16 protein-coding genes are annotated in these 17,376 nt (G+C 59.6%); 3 read left to right on the top strand and 13 right to left on the bottom strand.

Translation table 11 applies throughout. The features are described 5' to 3' along the window. Position 1: 1 nt before the first annotated feature. The 5 genes from PhaeoP97_RS19250 to PhaeoP97_RS19230 form a co-directional block, all read right to left on the bottom strand. Positions 2-379, bottom strand: coding sequence for a DUF6915 family protein (locus PhaeoP97_RS19250; RefSeq protein WP_072506865.1), 378 nt, complete (start codon positions 377-379; stop codon positions 2-4). A gap of 10 nt (positions 380-389) precedes the next feature. Further along, complete coding sequence (locus PhaeoP97_RS19245) at positions 390-881, bottom strand: DUF6878 family protein (RefSeq protein ID WP_072506864.1); 492 nt, start codon at positions 879-881, stop codon at positions 390-392. A gap of 103 nt (positions 882-984) precedes the next feature. Beyond that, a complete protein-coding gene (locus PhaeoP97_RS19240) occupies positions 985-1,503 on the bottom strand; it encodes a DNA repair protein RadC (protein ID WP_072506863.1) in 519 nt (172 codons plus the stop codon). A 106-nt stretch (positions 1,504-1,609) separates the two neighbouring features. Further along, a complete protein-coding gene (locus PhaeoP97_RS19235) occupies positions 1,610-2,050 on the bottom strand; it encodes a JAB domain-containing protein (RefSeq protein ID WP_072506862.1) in 441 nt (146 codons plus the stop codon). A 127-nt stretch (positions 2,051-2,177) separates the two neighbouring features. Continuing rightward, positions 2,178-3,377, bottom strand: coding sequence for a DUF932 domain-containing protein (locus PhaeoP97_RS19230; RefSeq protein WP_072506861.1), 1,200 nt, complete (start codon positions 3,375-3,377; stop codon positions 2,178-2,180). 262 nt (positions 3,378-3,639) lie between these two features. On the opposite strand from PhaeoP97_RS19230, the gene PhaeoP97_RS19225 reads away from it, so the two are divergent. Further along, complete coding sequence (locus PhaeoP97_RS19225; protein ID WP_072506860.1) at positions 3,640-4,509, top strand: metallophosphoesterase; 870 nt, start codon at positions 3,640-3,642, stop codon at positions 4,507-4,509. 218 nt (positions 4,510-4,727) lie between these two features. Here PhaeoP97_RS19225 and PhaeoP97_RS19220 read toward each other — a convergent pair whose 3' ends face one another. Beyond that, the gene (locus PhaeoP97_RS19220) at positions 4,728-5,132 is read right to left on the bottom strand and encodes a single-stranded DNA-binding protein (RefSeq protein ID WP_072506859.1); all 405 of its coding nucleotides are present in this window, start codon (positions 5,130-5,132) and stop codon (positions 4,728-4,730) included. Positions 5,133-5,556: 424 nt separating this feature from the next. Between PhaeoP97_RS19220 and PhaeoP97_RS19215 the strand changes: the two genes are divergently transcribed. Continuing rightward, positions 5,557-5,877: an H-NS histone family protein gene (locus PhaeoP97_RS19215; RefSeq protein ID WP_072506858.1), complete on the top strand. Its 321-nt coding sequence runs from the start codon at positions 5,557-5,559 to the stop codon at positions 5,875-5,877. A gap of 469 nt (positions 5,878-6,346) precedes the next feature. Here PhaeoP97_RS19215 and PhaeoP97_RS19210 read toward each other — a convergent pair whose 3' ends face one another. Next, a complete protein-coding gene (locus PhaeoP97_RS19210; protein ID WP_072506857.1) occupies positions 6,347-9,349 on the bottom strand; it encodes a TrlF family AAA-like ATPase in 3,003 nt (1,000 codons plus the stop codon). A gap of 422 nt (positions 9,350-9,771) precedes the next feature. Here PhaeoP97_RS19210 and PhaeoP97_RS20380 point away from each other — a divergent pair, with 422 nt between their 5' ends. Further along, positions 9,772-10,239 (top strand): hypothetical protein, encoded by a 468-nt coding sequence (locus PhaeoP97_RS20380; protein ID WP_157891280.1) that lies wholly within the window; start codon positions 9,772-9,774, stop codon positions 10,237-10,239. Positions 10,240-10,523: 284 nt separating this feature from the next. Here PhaeoP97_RS20380 and PhaeoP97_RS20470 read toward each other — a convergent pair whose 3' ends face one another. The 6 genes from PhaeoP97_RS20470 to repA all read right to left on the bottom strand — a co-directional run bounded on the left by PhaeoP97_RS20470 (position 10,524) and on the right by repA (position 17,340). Further along, positions 10,524-10,688 carry a hypothetical protein gene (locus tag PhaeoP97_RS20470; RefSeq protein ID WP_165375273.1) on the bottom strand — a complete coding sequence of 55 codons (165 nt, stop codon included), beginning with the start codon at positions 10,686-10,688 and terminating at the stop codon, positions 10,524-10,526. Positions 10,689-11,074: 386 nt separating this feature from the next. Continuing rightward, positions 11,075-11,548: a hypothetical protein gene (locus tag PhaeoP97_RS19200; RefSeq protein ID WP_072506855.1), complete on the bottom strand. Its 474-nt coding sequence runs from the start codon at positions 11,546-11,548 to the stop codon at positions 11,075-11,077. A 100-nt stretch (positions 11,549-11,648) separates the two neighbouring features. After that, complete coding sequence (locus PhaeoP97_RS19195; RefSeq protein WP_072506854.1) at positions 11,649-13,832, bottom strand: ParB/RepB/Spo0J family partition protein; 2,184 nt, start codon at positions 13,830-13,832, stop codon at positions 11,649-11,651. A 113-nt stretch (positions 13,833-13,945) separates the two neighbouring features. After that, a complete protein-coding gene (locus tag PhaeoP97_RS19190) occupies positions 13,946-15,079 on the bottom strand; it encodes a helix-turn-helix domain-containing protein (RefSeq protein WP_072506853.1) in 1,134 nt (377 codons plus the stop codon). Positions 15,080-15,281: 202 nt separating this feature from the next. Beyond that, positions 15,282-16,205, bottom strand: coding sequence for a ParB/RepB/Spo0J family partition protein (locus PhaeoP97_RS19185; RefSeq protein WP_072506852.1), 924 nt, complete (start codon positions 16,203-16,205; stop codon positions 15,282-15,284). Beyond that, positions 16,195-17,340 carry a plasmid partitioning protein RepA gene (gene repA / locus PhaeoP97_RS19180; protein WP_157729110.1) on the bottom strand — a complete coding sequence of 382 codons (1,146 nt, stop codon included), beginning with the start codon at positions 17,338-17,340 and terminating at the stop codon, positions 16,195-16,197. The genes PhaeoP97_RS19185 and repA overlap by 11 nt, the downstream gene beginning before the upstream one ends. Positions 17,341-17,376 lie beyond the last annotated feature (36 nt).

Below are 17,376 nucleotides of genomic sequence, written 5' to 3'. Positions count from 1 at the left end.
CTCAGGTGACCTCGACCACGGGAGAGGTAAGATGCGGATCGACCAGCGCTTCGATACGCTCGGCCCGGCCCATCCAAGGCTCGGGCCGGATGGCCTTCACCCAGTCGGCGAAACTCGGGATGAAGCCGAGGTCTTCCTTCACATGCTGCTCGCCGACCCATCGGGTCGGGATGATGCGCCCGGTCGAGAGGGTGAGCGTCGGCCCGAAGATCGTCTCGGCCATGAAGATGCCCTCGGCATGGTGCCGCAGGGCCCGGTGGCGAAAATCCGCAGTGATTTCCTTGCTTTGATCGAACCAGGCATGCACCGCCATAAAATTGTCGACCGTGCCGCCCCATTTCTTCACCGAGGAAAGCGCGTGGTGGTAGGGATGTGCCATCGCCGCCCCCTCAGAAATCGTGCGTGTAAAGTTCGGACGAGGTGAATCGCTCGTTGAACTCGAGATGGATGCAGCGGGCGGCGGCGTCGAAGCAGAACTCGCCCCAGGCGCCGTCGTTGTTCTCCCAACCGCCATGGGTATCAGAGAGGAAGTCGTAGGTGAGCTGCTCGACGACATCCTCCAGCGGGAGCTGCCGTATTTCGACCTCGGGGTCATCCCAGGTCAGCGCGGCATAGGGGATTTCAGTCGCGGGAAAATCGACAGCCGTCTCGCCCGCCCAGGCGCCAATGCTTTCGATCTGGCCGCTGTCACCGGCCCCGTCGAAAATCACGGTGACATGAGTGATGCCGGCGGCCATGAGGCCATCGAACAGGCGGTCCTTGTTGCCGGGGCGCAGGGCGAGGGTCCGGGCGGTGCGTTCGGCATGCGCGGCAAGGATCGCCCCGAAATCGACGGTGGAAGGCCGCAGCGGGGCGGCCAGAGCGGGTTCAGTCTGGGTCATGGATAACTCCGTTCGGTGAGGACAGGTCAGACCCCCCGGGTGGCGCACTCTTCTGGCCCCCGAAGGCTCAAACCCTTCCCAGCCCTCCTCTGTCTCTTTGGCGTCACGCCGCGATCTGCAGCGCCCGGGCGGCAAAAGCGCGCCACAGCGGATCGACCAGACGCGCATCCAGCAGATCAGCACGGTGACGAAGCCGCTGCGCCAATTCAGGCTCGTGCCAATCAATGGCACGGCCAGCCTGGGCGCGAAGTTGAACCGCCTCGGTCACAACGGCCCGCGCCTCAAGAGCATTGGCGACAGGGTGGCACCAAGCCACAGCGCCATAACTGGCGGCCCCGGCAAGAACCAGGCGCTGGTCGCAATCAAGGACGGCCAGAAACTGCGGCGCTGCATCGGGGCCGTTGTCCTCGGCAAGTTCAAAGGCCCCCTGCATGGCATCGGCCAGCGTCGCAAAACGCTCAACGACCACGGGGGCAGCGGTGCCCGACATCAGGGCTGCCGGCGTCCGATGCATCCGCGTCAGCGCGATAGGCAGGCTGGGATCAGGAGCGACAGTTGCGCCATTTGAAACGAGCCCCATCGGGCGCGGGCTCGGTTGGAGCGGCAGGTGAAGATCAAACATGGCAATATCTCCAACGGCACGGGAAGCCACTCTCCCCGCCTCATCCGTCAAAGACCAAACCGCCGCCCTCTTCCTCGAAGGGGCGGCGGGAGGTCTGCTGGCACCATCAGAGCTTGCCGAGGGCTCGCAGGCTCAGCTCCGTTCCGGCACCCACGATGATGTGGTCATGCAGCGTCAGGCCGAGATACTTGCAGCCCTTCTGGATCTCCTTGGTCATGCTGAGATCGGCCTCGGACGGCGTGGGATCACCCGAAGGGTGATTGTGGATCAGAATCAGGGCGCTGGCGTTCAGCATCAGGGCGCGCTTGATCACCTCGCGCGGATAGACAGGGACATGATCGACTGTGCGGGTCGACAAAAGCTCATCGGCGATGATGCGGTTCTTGCGGTCGAGATAGAGGACATGGAATCGCTCGACCGGGCCGCGGACGGTCAGCGCGCAGTAGTCTAGCAGCGCCTGCCAGCTGCCGATGACCGGGTTCTGGCTGAGGTAGCGGCCGAGGATATCGCGGGCCTCGAGAATGACGGTTTCTTCCTGGGGAGTCATGCGTGTCTCGCTGAAATCCGCACACCGAAGCCCCCTGCCCTTTCGGGGCATGGCCAGCGGCATGCATGTTGAGAAAAAGGTCACAGCGACCGCCCCGGTGTCGGACGATCGCTGCGTGGGGGCTCTGTCAGCCGACCCGATCGAGGAGCTTCTTCGCGCGCCCTTCCATTTCGAGGCGCGCATCCTGCTGGGTCTTGTCGCGCGCAAGCCGCGTGATGCCCTGCACGAAGTCGAAGATACTCTCGGGCGGGCGGCTCTCTTCCATCAGCACTTTCTCGATGATCTTGCCGGACTCCGCCTTCGAGAAGCCCCGCTTGCGCAGGAAATCCGCGCGATCTTCATCGCTGCGCGCCACGATCTGCTGCCGCGCGGCCTTGATGCCATTCACGAACCCCTGCGGCGAGGAATTGGCAAAGCGCGTCAGCGCCGGGGCTGCCTCATGGGCAAAGCGCGAGGCCGCGTATTTCGAGTGGCGGATCTTGATCTCCTGGAAATCCTCGACGCCCCAGAGGTTGCGGTTCTGGCACACGGCCCGCAGGTAAAAACTCGCCATGCCGAGGGTCTTCGCACCCACCTCGGAGTTCCAGCAGTAGAAGCCCCGGAAGTAGAGATCGGGGGAGCCGTCGGGCAGCTTACCCGCCTCGATCGGGTTGCGATCGTCGACCAGGAACAGGAAGACGTCGCGGTCCGAGGCATAGAGCGTGGTCGTGTCGCGGCTGATCTCGACATCGGGGTTGTAGACCCCGGTCGACCAGTCCAGCACACCCGGCACCTTCCAGCGCGTGTCGCCCGTGCCATTGCCCGCGATGCGCTGCACCGCCTCGACCAACTCGTGGTCATGGATGCGGCCATAGTCCGGGCCGGTCACGGCGCGCAGTTCCGTGCGGCCGTCTTCCGTCTCGAAAGTCTTCACCTGCTCGGCACGGTGGTTGGTCAGACCGTATTGCAGGTTGATCCCCGCCAACGGCGCGGGCAACTGGCGCAGGTAGGACGCCGGCGCGCCGACGATGCTGGCGAGTTGGCCGAACGCCCAATGTGTGGGCGCGACCGGTTCATGCGCTTTCGGCAGCATCAGGTGCAACCGCTCGGCGCCGTCGCGCGCGGCCTCGACCCGGATATCCGCCGTCTGCACCACGCGGTTGCGGCTGCGCTCCGACCGGCCCTTCACATTAGCCCACAGATCATCGAGCGACAGATACCGCTCGTCATCCGGCCGGTTGAACCATTCGGACGATACCCGCCCGTTCCGCTCACCCCGGCTCACGTCGACTTTCCAGCCACCAGCACGCGTCGGCTGCACCGGATCCAAAACTTCTACAACGCCCATCGGCTATCTCCCGTGACAGGCGCCGGGAGCCACTCTCCCAACCCTCAACCCGTCACCGGGAAACCGGCACTCCTCTCACTCTCGAAAGCTTGGCATGATCGGACGCAATGCGGACCGAGCGGTCATTGGCTGTGGATGCGCCAAAGTAGGCTTAAGCTTTCATGCCAGAGCTGCACACGTTAGCGCAGAGATACCCATTTTGCTTTGCAAATCGACCATCTACCCAAGCGAAAAGTGCTCGAACGAGGGTAGGCCCTGGAAAATGAAAACCTCAGAAAATGCAAAAAATGCCAGGCTTCTCAAGATCGTTGTGATGAATGATCTGCATCTGGTTGCGCCGGGCACCGCAGCCCCGAGGATGGATACAACTGCCCGCTTCGAGGCAGCCCTGAGGAACGCCAGCGAACGGCATGGCGATGCGGACCTGTGTGTATTCGCCGGGGACATTACCGATCAAGCCGAACCTGATGCCTACCAGATGTTCGATCGGATGCGCGCGGGCTTTCCGGTCCCGCAATGCGTCACGCTTGGAAACCACGACGACCGAAATGTCTACCTTTCTTGCAGTCAAGACGCTGAAACCGACTCGAATGGTCATGTGCAATGGCGGCGTGACATCAAGGGCCACTGTGTGCTCGTTCTGGACAGCTCCGAACCCGGAGAAGAGCGCGGAGGGTTCCCGCCGCTCAAGCTGGCATGGGTGGCAAGCCAATTGGCGGACGCGCGCCGCCTCGGCCTGAAGGCCATTGTCATCCTTCATCACAACCCAGCCGCACTTCAAATGCCGGTCGATACTTATCGCCTTGCCGCGCCGGGCGAGCTACTCGCCGTGTTGAAAGACAGTGGTGCCGACATTCTTCAAGTCGTCGCGGGGCACTGCCACATTTCCTCGGCGGGTAGTTGGGGTGGATTGCCATGCGCAACGCTTGCGGGAAACCATCACCGCGTCGAACCCTTTCTGCGCGGCAGGAACGGGCGGCAAGAGTGCTACGAGGGCCCGGCGCAGTATGGTGTCATCGTATCCAACGGTTCTGATTGTGCGGTGCACTTCGAGAGCTACGTTGGTGAGGCCGAACCGATGGATGGCGCGCTTTTTCCGAAGAAGGTTGACCAGCGGTTCGAAGAGCTTTGATGATCCAAGGTCTACTAACGGCAGTCGTCGCGAAGCACAGAAGGGCACGGCTTTAGGGAATCGGCCTCGGCTTTCATCCGCTCCGGTGAAGCAGATGCGTCGTTGCAAGCCGCCATTCGTGCACTTCGCAACATGTGTCATTCTGGGCTCAAAGCCGCATTCCCTTTAAGTTGCGAACCCGGCGGGTTGCCCCGCCGGGTCCTAGGGGGAGACCCCGTTCAGAACGGGATCTCGTCGTCGCGGTCGACTAGCTCGGGGTTTTCGTTCTCGGCCGACTTCGGGCGGCTCAGGAAGTCGACCTTCTCGGCGATGATCTCGCAGCCGTAGCGGTCGTTCCCCATGCTGTCGATCCACTTGGTATAGTGGATGCGGCCATGGACGAGGACCTTCATGCCCTTTTCGCAATGCTCCGCGACCGTCTTGCCGAGACCGTTGAAGCAGGTGATGCGGTGCCATTCCGTGTCCATGATCCGGTAGCCGTTCTCGTCGCGCAGGACGCGACCTTCCGAGAGGCGGGGGCGGGAAGTGGCAAGGCTGAAGTTGGTGATCTTGGTGCCGCCCTGGGTGGTGCGGGTTTCGGGGGTCTGACCGATGTTGCCGGCGAGGATGACGATGTTTTGCATGATTAGCTCCTGTGTGTCCTGTCTTCGGGACCGTCCCTTCGACAAGACCCGGAAAAAGCCCGTCGGGTGACGCGTGCACGGTGGACGGAACGGACGCCGGAAACCCCCAGAGGACCGGGGTGGAGCGGGCAGCCCCAAAGGGGCAACACGGCCCGGACTGACGCGGGGTTGCGCGCAGGCAAGCGAACGGGATTAGGGGATTGTCAGTCGAAGGGATGGACCAGAAGCCAGAGAGGCGCGGGGAGCCCATGCCAGACCCTGTCATCCTGCCAATCGGGACTGCCTGAACCCAAGCCCAGCACCCCACTGGCGGCGAAAATGACGATCACCGGCTCCCGCCACCCCTTGCCTTGCCTGGCGGGAGTTGCGGGGCCATGCCCCGACGGGCTATCGATACCGGAACATTCAGGACACAAGGCATAGTATGGCTGATTACGATCTCGAGGCGTTGTCGCTTCCCGAGCTGAAGAAAATGCAGAAGGACATCGCCAAGGCAATCTCCACCTTTGAGGATCGACAGAAGGCGGAAGCCCGCACCAAGGTCGAAGCTGTGGCCAGAGAAATGGGCTACTCCCTGGCGGAACTGGTCGGGACAGACAGCAAGGCCAAGCGCGCCCCAGTCGCACCAAAATACCGGCACCCTGAGAACCCAGCAGTCACCTGGTCCGGTCGTGGGCGTAAACCGAAGTGGTTCGTGGACGCGCTGGCTACTGGCACAACTGCTGGTGATCTGGAAATCCGCTGAACGATCACCAACCCTGCGGCTAAAGAACCCGAGGCTGCGCGGTGCCCGACCCGTTCATTTGAGCCTGGTGCCAGCGCAGGACAGGAGCGGTCTCTTCTGGGCAGTCAGTGTGGCTGTTCCCTTCGAGCGACCGTCACAGACGGCGGAAAGCCGACCTTCGCTGCTTCGCAAAACGAATGTTGAGATGCTGGCTAAGCGGACTTCCGTTGGCTTGATCTGACGCCTGTTCTGATCGGTGGTCGTTCTTCAGGAAAGCTGACGTTTTCTGCATTCCAAGAATGTCCATCAAGTATAGGGCCTTGATAGCAATTAACTGAAATAAACTTGGACTTACACATCCATTAGAACTTTCTGATTGTCCTTGCCTTCGCGACGGAATGCTTCCTATCGGTAGCGAATGTGGGCGGGGACGTTGGGCTCCGGTCACAACGACGAAGGCTAAACAGCAGAGGCGACGCCCCAATATCTTCTACCGCTCCATTCTAACCCGCAACCTGCGCGCGCGGTCCTGAAAGGCGGGCTCGCCCCCTTCCAAAATCTTGCAAACTTCAACCCGGGTAGCGCGGTCGTCCAAGCCGGCTCCACGGTATGTAATGGGCGGCAACCCACCCAAAGCATGGGGCCCTGCCTCAGCGATTATGATCTGATCTGCGTCCGTATTGACAACAAGGTTCGCGTTGTGAGTCACCATGATGACCTGACGGCGTTTCTTGGCTTCGATAAACAGTGGCACCAACTCGTCGTTCACTGATTTTGGGTCCAGGTTCTCTTCAGGTTGGTCGATTATGAGCGGGCGTTCGTCCTGGTCATCGAGCGCCAGATACAGGAGCAGAAGCACGATACCGCGTGTGCCCGGGGACAGCTTGCGAATATCGACACCGTCATAGCCAATCTCGTAGCGGACGGTGATGTGATCCGTGGCGAACAGCCAATGGGCAAACTGGTTCATCCAGTTCCGCAATTCGGCCTTTTCGGTCTTCTCAAAGGGCGCGTGTGACAAAAGTTGTGCCGCATGGGCCGCCATGAAAGCTTCCATAGCCGCTCGCACATCAGAAGCCGACCCGGATCTCCAAGCGGGTGCGAGCTGCTCGGTGGCAAGGGCTGTGAGGGACCCGACACCTTTGGTTGCGCCTTTGCGGCGCTTGTCGAAGAGGTTCTCCTCACCGAAGCGACCCCATTTTTCTACATCCACAACGCGTGTGACCGAAAATTGCAGTTTACTCAGCGTGCCGGACGTAGCTGCGAGCCGCTTCAACAGAGGCTGATAAAGCTCCTGCAACGCGGCTTGTTCATTGATGATGGCCTGAAAAATCCGCTCATAGCAATCGATGCGCTGGCCCTGCAACTTCTTCCGGCGCGCTTCTGCGCCTTCGGCAGAGGTCAGTGCCGTTTGTAGTTTTTGGAGCGCTGCCGTTTCCCGCGCGATGGTCGCAGTAGCCGTTTGCAACTGCTTCCGGACATGCTGGTCGGTAGTGATGAACGTCGAGAGCCGGGCGATCTCGGCCGTAAGGGTGTTAAGGGTCACGGCCTGAAGGTCTTGATCGGACGCGATCAGCGGAGTGTTCTGATCCTGAGCAACGACGGCATCGCCAGTGAGACGCTGAATTTCTAATTCGGTAACTGCAATCACATCGCGCAAAGTTGCATCGACATCGCCGTTATAAACCAAGAGGAATTTTTCCCATTGGCTGTCAGACATGCTGCCTTTGAGATGCGTTTCCTTGGTCTGTCGCAACATCTCGGGCGCGGTCGTGGCTCTGACACTCGCCACTTCGTCCTGAAGTGCGGTGTAGGTGCGGTGCTTTTCAGACAGAGCATTGATTGTCCGGCGCAGATTGGCCTCGACCATCACCAGCGCTTCATGCCGCGCGATGAATTCGGGTTTGCCCGTGAGTTTGAGTTTACCTTTGTCGGCGGTCTGATCCGCGATCAACTTGGTCTTTTGAGTGATCTGCTGTCTCAAACCGGCGACTTTCGCCTCATTTTCCAACTCTGTGGCGATGTGATCGGAGAGGTCTGCAATGGCAGCTTCGTCTCGATACCGCGATTGCCGGAAACGGTGCGAATTCTGGTCTCGAAGCTCGGTGAAATTGGTGGCGCCATCAGTGCTGTTTGGATCATGTGCCTGGTAGACGACGCGTTCAATCTCGTGGACCAGGCCGTCTGAAATCCCGGTCGAAGAGCAGAGATCCTCTACAAATTGTTGGGAGAGATAGCGCGCACGGGGATAGGCAGACAGTTGCCCAGCGTCCGATCCATCAAGGGCGCGGTCAACGCTCTCGCCACTCCCCCAGACGAGCCTCGCGTGCGCGGACCCAATCAGCGGTCTGGCGCGCGCAAGAAAAGAAGGCGTTCGCAGGGCGTCGTCGCTGTCAGACCAGATGGTAGGTGGGACGGCATCACAGGCGGCGGCAATGATATCGGCAAGGGCGGTCTTGCCTGACCCCCGGGCACCGATGACGGTCACGAGCCCCGGATTCAATGGAACGGTGGGTGTTCTTGCCCAATCGGCACCGGAAATGGTGATCGAGCTGATCACCTGCGAAGGGAGGGCACCAGTAGGGGGCGCATCTGCAACAATGGCGCGGTGTTCGGGATCGATGCAGGCTTGGCGCAAGGCATCAAATGTTGCCGCGCCCTTCACCCAGGAGTAACGATCCTGATCTGGCTGGCCGACCTCATCGGGTCGATGGGCATCAGAGCCGTGAAGGCAAGGCTTGCAGCCGTCATAGCGATCCTTGAGACCCTGGACGGAAATAGCCGGGCGTTTGCCTGTCCAGAATTCACGTTGGGCAATGCTGCTTGCAAAGATGATGTGGGCAAACTTTTCGATTTCGGCGCGCAGGGTTGCATCAGAGGCTTGGCGCAATCCGGATGTGCCGTCATCTTTCCCACCGGCAACTGCGATCAAAATGTTTTTCTTCGCCCAATCGGATCTCCGGTAGGTATTCTTGAGCTGTGCGAACTCTACTTTGAACTGATTTGCGCCTTCGGCGACAAGCGCCTTTTCCGAGGCCTCGTCACCGAGCGTTTTACGGCCCAGTCGGATAAGATCGGCGCGAGAGCATTTGAATGTGTCCCCATGAGCGTCTATTTCCAGCCTCTCAAGGAAGCGTTCCGTTTGTTCGATGTGATCGTCTTCGGTGGGGTCGATGAGGAGATGGATGTTGACGAAACCATTGGCCGCTCGTGTTGTCAGGCGCAACTCGATGTTCGGAAAGATTGTGGTAACGTCTGCCAACTGCGTCTTCGCTTTATGCTGAAGCACTGCGCGATACGTGTCGAGAAGGTAGTAATCGGTTACACCGAGCGCCTCAATCTTAGGATCGCTGGCTTCAACGGCAGACAGATAGGTGTCCCAGGGATTGGCGCTACCAAATTGGTCGTTCAATATTGTGCCGGGCGCGTGGATATGCGGGTCCCATCGCCTCCAGATCGATCCAAGGGTCAGGGCGGGAGCTTGCGCGGTCATGTGGGGTCTCTTTGGATCAAAACTGAATATAGGAGTGTTTTGGCAGGATTTGGAACCTATTAACCAAAAATTTGGAAGGCAGAAAAGAGGGCGAAACGGTTCGATTTACTGAGCTCAGACAGGCGTGACTTTTTTGAAAGAAACCGCTCCTTCGTCGCATCCGCTAATGATTATATCAGGGTCGTTGGTCGAACCCGTAATCTTGTAGACGCAGAGAATGTCTCCTTCGACTGGCCGCGACGCGGAATCCCGCATCCTTGACGGACGGCGGCTTTGGGCCGTCCAAGATCGTCGATTGCATGGATTCTGCCCGAACCCACCCCTTTGCCAGTTTTGTTGGCTTGGATCTTGCTACCCCATCGTATTACTTCATTCAATCGGGTTATATTCCCGAGACTACCTGCGTTAAAAAGAGGTGAAGTGTGTCGCCAAAAATTCATACCCGTGCTTCACTGGCCAGAGCCTACAATAACGAAGTCATTATTCCTGATATTTGGCTTCCAGCCAAATTCGACAGACCCGATTGGATGTGGATTAAATCGGTCGCACAGGTGGGCCCCGGCTCTGACCTTCCTATTCGGGATGTTAAGGTGGGGACTGGTGCGTCCGCTCGGAGATTGAACTGCATGCATCGAACGCAACCCAAACGAAACTTTACTGTCTTCTTTCGGCGGTTGGCTCAAGACATGATTCTGGTGATCGGGCTCGGTCGCCACCAGAAGTCGAACACTCAATACACGATGAAATGGGCTGATGGACGGAGCAACCGGATCGATCTGAAGAAGACGACTGCGACTGCTGAACCGTATCTCATCAACCCGTTAGGCGGCACATTCGGGTTCGAAACCCTCGATCCACTGATAAACGAGCAATTCGGAGCCTTCGGTTAGACGTTGCCGTTCTTAAATGCCAAAGGACGCATGTCCGCTTTGAACATGCTGCGCCGCAGCGGCATTCGGTAAATCCAATGTCGGCTTTGGGCCGAACACGTCGATTATCCTGACGTTGTGGTGGTCGCATTGCGACTGGCGCATCCGCGGCCTCGGGCCGTCTGGCGATGCACTATCTACGGTCCGCTGTGCGAAGGCCTCGCGGGTGGCGCGCGCGAGGGCGGCATTGCGGCAGGAGGCGCGTCTGCGCCTCCGCGTGTGCCTTTTGTGAAACCGTGGGGGGCCTAAGCCCACGGGTCAATCTCGACCAACACCTGAACCTCGTCTCCGTCGATTTCATCGGCGGGGACGGCGCCGAAGGTTCCATCCCCAGCCTGGAAGACGACGATCGAAACCATGAGCGTGGCGGCGAGGGAGGCTGCGAAGGCGTGTGCATCTTTGCGGGACATCTGTTTGGCTCCTGTCTTGGAGGCGGGGGACCATCCCCCGCGCGACAGGACCCCGCAGGCCCGAATACTGGCTGACATCACCGGGTGCGTTCGGCTTGCCCGAATCCATCCGGCGGCACGGGCTTGCCCGTAGTCCGACCCCTCGTGGGTTGATTTTGAGCCCGGGATTCGGGCCAAGGAAGGGAATGGCGAGCGGGGGATGGTCCCCCAACGTCAGGAGCCGGTTGTCCCGCTGATGCTTGGAACGCCGCCAGCCTCCCGGCCACGCCCTTGGTTGAAGACTTCTTCTTTGGGGATGGATCCTTTGGTGCCCCGCGAACTGAAAGGACAAGGTTGTGATGGTTGAGAGGCCCGCGCTTGGGCGGGCCCCTCGGTTTCAGTTGGGCTCAGGCGGCCAGGTCCGCGCCCCCTGCCCTTTCGCCCTCTTCATCGGCGACGATTTCAAGTCGCGCATTGCGGTATCCTTCCTTGGCGATCCAAAGCTCGGCCGCAGTCATGGATTCCGCCAGATGCAGCAGCTCCGTGTTGCCGCCGAAGTCGAGAAGCACGCGCACCTGCCCGGGCTTCGGGTCCTCGGCCACCTCGAAGACGAGGGCGCTGTCAACAGAATGGCTGCGCATGATGGTCACGAGGATCACCCCGTCCGAGGAGAAGTTGCCCTCATGCAGCGTGAACGACGCGGGAGCCGTCCAGGTCGGATAGGCCCGGGACGGCTCCTTCTTCACGAGACGGCCTACACCGTTCGAGCGCTCCCAGGCCGCCAGCTTCTTGGTGAAGCGTGCCGGTGGCTTGGGGCTGCCGTCGGTGTAGCGAATGAGCGCCCCGAGGGGGGCTGTGTCGATGATGGTTGTTGCAGACATGATTCCTCATTCCGAATGCGAGTAATCGCACTCATCTTATTGATATTGTTATGTTATAGGGTGATTGGGGGCGGAATGCCCGCCCCCCTGCTGGAACACGTTACTCTGCGGCCAGCATCGACGCGCCTTCAGCAGGCAGGTCATCCGTCAGGAATGCAGGAAGGTCAGCCTCACTGACGCTGTCGGCCACTTCGGCATCGACATCCGCCCCCTGCCCTTCGGCATGGCCCTCACCGTCCAGCGCCACGAGATCGTTCCGGCGCAGGACCTCGGGCAACCAGCCGCTGCCCTTCAGCAAGCGCTCGGCCTCACTGGCCATCTCGCCTTTCTTCAGGTGATCGAGGAGTTGGGCAGTCCCCTCCCCTTTCGCCTCGCGCACGGCCTCGAGGATGCGGGCCTTGGGCACGCGGTTAAGATAGGTGTCCACCGTCGGCTCCCATCCCGCCTCCACCATATCGAGACCTGTCGCGCGCGCCACGAGATCGGCATGCGCCATACGACGGGTCAGTCCGCCTGCGGAGATGCCTGCCCCGTATGGGTTCACCTTCTCATGCAGCGCATTGACGCCGAAGCTGAGGCAATGCGCCAGCAAGGCCAGCCGACTGCCCTGGTCGAGGACCGTCAGATAGTCCCAGAGTGCTGCATCATCGCCAAGCGGCAGATCGGCTTCCCATTCCGCGTGACGCTCGTCGACCAGCTTTGCCACCACGCTGTCCTTCAGATCGGGCGCCTGCGCCGACATATAGACCTGACGCACGGATGCCTCGAGACAGCTGCCCGAAGCAGAGGAGGTGCGGAAGGTGTCGGTAACAAGCTTCAGGAGCAGCAGCGTCAGCGCCACATCTGGCGAGCGCCCGATCGCTTCACGCAGCGCCAGCGTCCGGTGGGCCGTCAACTCCATGACCAACCGCTCGGGCAGTGGCTTCAGCGCTCCGTCATCCTCATCATCCGGCAAGTCAGCTCCGATCGGCTGGCCACCCGACATGATGACGGTTCCGCCATGAGCGGCACTGCCATGGCCATCGGTGAGATCACGATCATCCCCCTGCCCCGCCACCGCCGGATCAGTACCATCCTGGACCGCGGTCTCCTCAACGGGCTCATCCTCTGGGCGCACATACCCGCGATAGACTGCCAGCGCACCGTAGCGGTCGAGCGTGACGAACGCCCCTGCCTGTCCGATTTCCAAGGGATCGAAGATCAATGGCCGGGTCTCGATCTTTTCCATCTCCGTTTCCAACACGCCAAGCCGCGTGTCGATCTCATCGGGGATGTCATCCTGCCCTTCGTATTCCTCCTCGAGCGCTCGATACTCGGCGAGCAGCTTGGCATGGGCCGCGCCTTCGTCATCCGTCATCGGTGCCGGATCGCCGGACAGGGACCGCAGGCCGTGGCTGTAGCCGTAGGGCAGGTCGAGTGCGACCTCGATCCACTTCCAGCCCTCAACTGCAACCGTCTCTGCCTCGGCCTGGAGTTTTTCCGTCACCAGCCGATCAAGCAGGGCAGGGTCTTCGAGCCAACCTCCATCATCGCCTTGGAACAGGTCATGCAGCATCGTGCCGCCCGCCGCTTCATAGGCATCAACACCCACAAAGACTGCGCGTCGGTCAGACGCCCGGACCGAGGTCTCGGTCAGCATGCGCCGGATTTGGAATGGCTCCTTGTTCCAGGATGAATGGATCACATCCCAGACCTGAACCTGACGCGCGTGATCGGGGTTCACGGTGAAGGCCATAAGCTGCTCCAGCGTCATGCCATCCTCGGCGTAGATCTCAAGCAGGGTAGGGGCGACGGAAGCGAGTTTCAGGCGCTGCTTCACGACCTGCGGCGCCACGAAGAAGGCCGCAGCAATCTCTGCATCGCTCTGACCCTTGTCCCGCAGCGCCACAAACGCACGGAACTGATCGAGAGGGTGCAGGGCAACGCGCTGCATGTTCTCGGCCAAGGAATCGTCCTCGGCCAGGATGTCGGACGCAGCATCGCGGACGATGCAGGGAATGGGCGTGGTCTTTGCCAAACGCTTTTGCTTCACCAGCAGGGACAGCGCTTGGAACCGCCGTCCACCGGCCGGGATCTCGAACTTGCCGGTCTCGGTCCCATCGGCAGCCAACACGGGCCGCACGCTCAGGCTTTGCAAGAGACCGCGGCGGGCGATGTCTTCGGCCAGTTCCTCGACGGACACGCCAGCCTTGATGCGCCGCACGTTGGACTGGCTCAGCACCAGCTTGTCGAAAGGGATATCCCGGGATGGGGACAGGGTGATTTTCTGGACAGCTTTGGTCATCAAATCTTCTCCACAACGGGCGCCGGAAGCCACTCTCCCGATCTCACTTCCCGTCACCCTCAAACCAACACTCCTTTTCCTCTCGCGGTTGTTCTTGACCGCGGTCAAGAAGTTCATGTGGGAGCAAGTTGTGTGCGTAGGATCCTTTCGAAATAGGCGTCAGGGTGTTTGATCGTGTCTGCTCTTGCTATCAGGTAGTCGAAGACGAGAAGCAGTTTTCCCGCGCCAGCTTTCTGGATCCCATGCCGCAGTTCGTCTTGGCTTATTCTAAGCAATCGACCGAGGTCGTATAGAATGCGGGTGAGGGCTTCTCCTGTCCGCGGCGGTTCTGGGAAAAATCCCGCAACATGGGTGAAATCTTCCCATGCCATGCGTGCTGGGTCTCGGTTCATCGTCGGTTTGGTTTTTGCGGTTTGTTCACCGCGATTGACCGTAGAGGGAGCAATCTTTTTAATATCTTTTTTTAAAGACTCTATGTGCCGGACATTTTGTCCGTTTGTGGCGGGCAGATCGTTGGATTCTGGTGCATAAGGTTGGTGTTCGATAGCTTGTAAATTATCTTCGGAACTAGCTTTTGCTGCGGCATGGTGTTCACCGTAGCTTGCGTCGGTATCGGCTCCGAGGGCTCTAAGTTCCGAGATAACGCTCAGGACTGCATCAACGGTTAGTGTTGCTCGACGCAGGACATTTCTGATCATGTTGAGGGTAGAGAGCTTTGCTTCATCGAAGCGTGTCTGTTGGAGTAGCGAAGCACGTAGGGCCAACGCCTCAGCCTTCAGTGAGCGCAAGCGCTCGCGTTCTTCGGTGAGTTGCAAGGCTTGCGTCGAGAGCGATCCGTACCTCTGGATCAAGGGCATCAGGTCGATGCCGAAGGCATCTCTGATAACGCCTCCATACCGCAGCGGAAAGCGTTTGCCATTTGCTGAGTTCTTGCGTTCGATCAGTTCAGCAGCTGAGAGGCGTCCCAGGCTGCGTCGAAGTGTTCTCTCATCGAGTCCATTGGCGCGCTCTGACAGAGAAGCGTTCGATGGGAACACGACAGTGAGCGTAAGTCGCTGGCTGTCCTGAATCTCACGTTCTTTGCGGGGTAGGAAGCTAATGAGCGCGGTCAGAACGGCGAGGTCATTGGCTGTGAGACCGAGCTCCTTCCTCAGTACGCGAACTGGGCCCAGAAGCTCATAGGGGTTAGGGCAGGGCAGAGATATCCGTTCCGCCAGGGCGGTTGTTGTTTCAGTTGCATGTCTCATGGTGTTTCGGAAGAAAAAGCATCCCCGTTCACCGCGAGCGGTGTTGAAATCGATTCGTTTTGGGGGTATCAATCAGGTGTCGAGACTGATTGAGGCCCTTCGGAAGCATCGCTTTCGGGGGGTCTTTCTTTTTCTAGCCGGTCCTCCTTTCGTTTCTGCTCGTTGCTTTTGATGTCTTGACCGCGGTCAAGACACGGGGTCGTCACTTTGGCCCGTCTTGACCGCGGTCAAGAAGCTCCATGACCAGTTTCCGGACTGCCTCCTCAACACGAGGGACAAGATCAGCGTCCACATCGATGGTGATGCGGTTGCCCTTTCGGCCGATCTTCACGCGCTCACTGGGATGTGTCTTCTGCGTCGACGGTTTGGTGGCTGTCAGCAAGGTAACCGCCGCTTCGAGACGGTCGGGGCCCGGTACGTTGCGAGGGATTTTGCCGGCAACTTCTCGGGCTCTCGCGCCGTCTTTCTCGCACAGCCTGAAAAGCTTTTCCCAAACCCGTCGACCAACGCCGTGTGCAGGTCCGATAGCCTGGATCAGTTCCATCGGGATGCCCGTAGCGATACGGTTCATCCGCGAGACGAGCGATTCATCGATCTGAAGTGCCCGATACGCGATCGTTTGAGCGTTCTTGCGCGTTTCGTCGGTTTTCCCAAGTTCTCGAATGATCCCGGCGACAAACAGAGCCCTTTCGATGAACGATGGGTCTTGACGCGCATTATTCTCCACGCCTTGGGCAATGAGAGCTTCCTCGTCGGTCATCTCCATGACCGTGGCGCGCACTTTCTGACCAAGTTGGCGACAAGCGAGAAGCCGACGGCGTCCATAGACGATCTCAAGCGCACCGTCCTGGGTTCGGCGAACCAGCACTGGAACCTTTTGACCGTGCTCGCGGATCGACGAGACAAGCTCATCCAGACCATCGCTTGGATCGATGCGGTCCATGACCGCGGACATCCGTATGGCGGTCGGGTCGATCAGCCGCGTGGCGTGTTTATCTTCTTCGAGCACGGATGCTTGTGCGCGAGCTACAGTTGGGCTCGTTCGCTTCACATCCAGATCCTCGTCCGAAGGCGGCGTTTTGCCCATCGCGTTCTTGAGTGAGTCCCCGAAGACCTTACGCGCCATGGCTACGCCCCCATGCTTTCAGGATTTCGCGTTCGACTTCGTCGGTCACGCGCGAGACGGACTCGATCGCGCGCTCGTAAGTTCTGCGATTCACGTCGCGAGGTTCGACCTCGAAGATGCTCTGCTGGGTGTTCGCAGCATCACCCACGGCTGTTGATTTCAGGAACTCGGCAGACAGCACGGCATCCCCGAGGACTGTCCGAAGCAGAGACGAGATCTGCACCTGCGGACCATCCGTATTTTCGTAGCGGGTGATCAGAACGCGCACGAAGTTCAGTCCATGTTCCGGGGCGTGTGCCTCGACGACGCCCATCAGGTTGCTCGCCATGCCCAGAAAGCTCGCCAGCGACATGACATCGAGCATCGACGCGTTGAGCGGGATCAGGACCCCAGTTGATGCAAAGAGTGCAGAGATCACAGAGAAGTTCAGCTGCGGTGGGGTGTCAAATATCACCACATCATATCGGTTGAGGACGGGCTCAAGCGCTTCCCGGATGCGGCTATGGAACGTGGTGGCGCCGTGCCTGAAGCTCAAGGCGACCTCGAACTCGTACTCCATGATGTCCATGGATGCTGGAATCAGATCCACAGTCGGGAAGTTCGTTTTGCGAATGATATCTGCTGCGGGCAATGGATCGTCGGATCGGATAAGATCGTATGAAGTCGGCATATCCGGATCGAGCTCGGGAGTAACCCCGAACAGGTTTGTCAGACTTGCCTGGCTGTCTAGGTCGATCAGCAAGACCCGGTAGCCGCGCAGACCCAGTAGTTGTCCTACATGGGCAACAGATGACGTCTTTGCCGAACCACCCTTCAGGTTGAAGATCGTCAAGACCTGACAAGCCTCTCCCGGTCTTCTGTGCGGGTGTTCTTCTGGCTTGATCCTTCCAGTCTCGAGAAGTACGCGTTGTGCCTCGACCATCTCCTCTGCAGAGAAGCTACGGCGGTTGCCGCCCTCCAGGACACCTTCGGGAAAGCCTTCGAGGTTTGACACATGATGGCGAAAGGTATTCTGATTAATGCGAAGCAGTTCAGCCGCTTCCCGCATGGCGAAGCGTCGGAGACCCTTCTGAGCGTCCGGTGGGAAGGTTTCCTGCGCATGTTCACGCAACCGACTACCAAGCCGCTTGGACATGACTTCAAATCTCTGGGAGGCCCGTATCCCGTTCAT

It is taken from the genome of Phaeobacter porticola, assembly GCF_001888185.1.
Classification (GTDB): Bacteria; Pseudomonadota; Alphaproteobacteria; order Rhodobacterales; family Rhodobacteraceae; genus Phaeobacter; species Phaeobacter porticola.
The sequence above is the reverse complement of the archived record's forward strand: the minus strand, read 5'-3'. Positions and strand labels throughout refer to the sequence as shown.

Bases quoted from the DNA above. Each gene is read 5' to 3' on its own strand.
- PhaeoP97_RS19210 (WP_072506857.1), bottom strand. From the start codon at position 9,349: ATGACCGCGCAAGCTCCCGCCCTGACCCTTGGATCGATCTGGAGGCGA.
- PhaeoP97_RS19245 (WP_072506864.1), bottom strand. From the start codon at position 881: ATGACCCAGACTGAACCCGCTCTGGCCGCCCCGCTGCGGCCTTCCACC.
- PhaeoP97_RS19195 (WP_072506854.1), bottom strand. From the start codon at position 13,832: ATGACCAAAGCTGTCCAGAAAATCACCCTGTCCCCATCCCGGGATATC.
- PhaeoP97_RS19240 (WP_072506863.1), bottom strand. From the start codon at position 1,503: ATGTTTGATCTTCACCTGCCGCTCCAACCGAGCCCGCGCCCGATGGGG.
- PhaeoP97_RS19200 (WP_072506855.1), bottom strand. From the start codon at position 11,548: ATGTCTGCAACAACCATCATCGACACAGCCCCCCTCGGGGCGCTCATT.
- PhaeoP97_RS19250 (WP_072506865.1), bottom strand. From the start codon at position 379: ATGGCACATCCCTACCACCACGCGCTTTCCTCGGTGAAGAAATGGGGC.
- repA (WP_157729110.1), bottom strand. From the start codon at position 17,340: ATGTCCAAGCGGCTTGGTAGTCGGTTGCGTGAACATGCGCAGGAAACC.
- PhaeoP97_RS19225 (WP_072506860.1), top strand. From the start codon at position 3,640: ATGAAAACCTCAGAAAATGCAAAAAATGCCAGGCTTCTCAAGATCGTT.
- PhaeoP97_RS19220 (WP_072506859.1), bottom strand. From the start codon at position 5,132: ATGCAAAACATCGTCATCCTCGCCGGCAACATCGGTCAGACCCCCGAA.
- PhaeoP97_RS19230 (WP_072506861.1), bottom strand. From the start codon at position 3,377: ATGGGCGTTGTAGAAGTTTTGGATCCGGTGCAGCCGACGCGTGCTGGT.
- PhaeoP97_RS19215 (WP_072506858.1), top strand. From the start codon at position 5,557: ATGGCTGATTACGATCTCGAGGCGTTGTCGCTTCCCGAGCTGAAGAAA.
- PhaeoP97_RS19190 (WP_072506853.1), bottom strand. From the start codon at position 15,079: ATGAGACATGCAACTGAAACAACAACCGCCCTGGCGGAACGGATATCT.
- PhaeoP97_RS19235 (WP_072506862.1), bottom strand. From the start codon at position 2,050: ATGACTCCCCAGGAAGAAACCGTCATTCTCGAGGCCCGCGATATCCTC.
- PhaeoP97_RS19185 (WP_072506852.1), bottom strand. From the start codon at position 16,205: ATGGCGCGTAAGGTCTTCGGGGACTCACTCAAGAACGCGATGGGCAAA.
- PhaeoP97_RS20470 (WP_165375273.1), bottom strand. From the start codon at position 10,688: ATGTCCCGCAAAGATGCACACGCCTTCGCAGCCTCCCTCGCCGCCACG.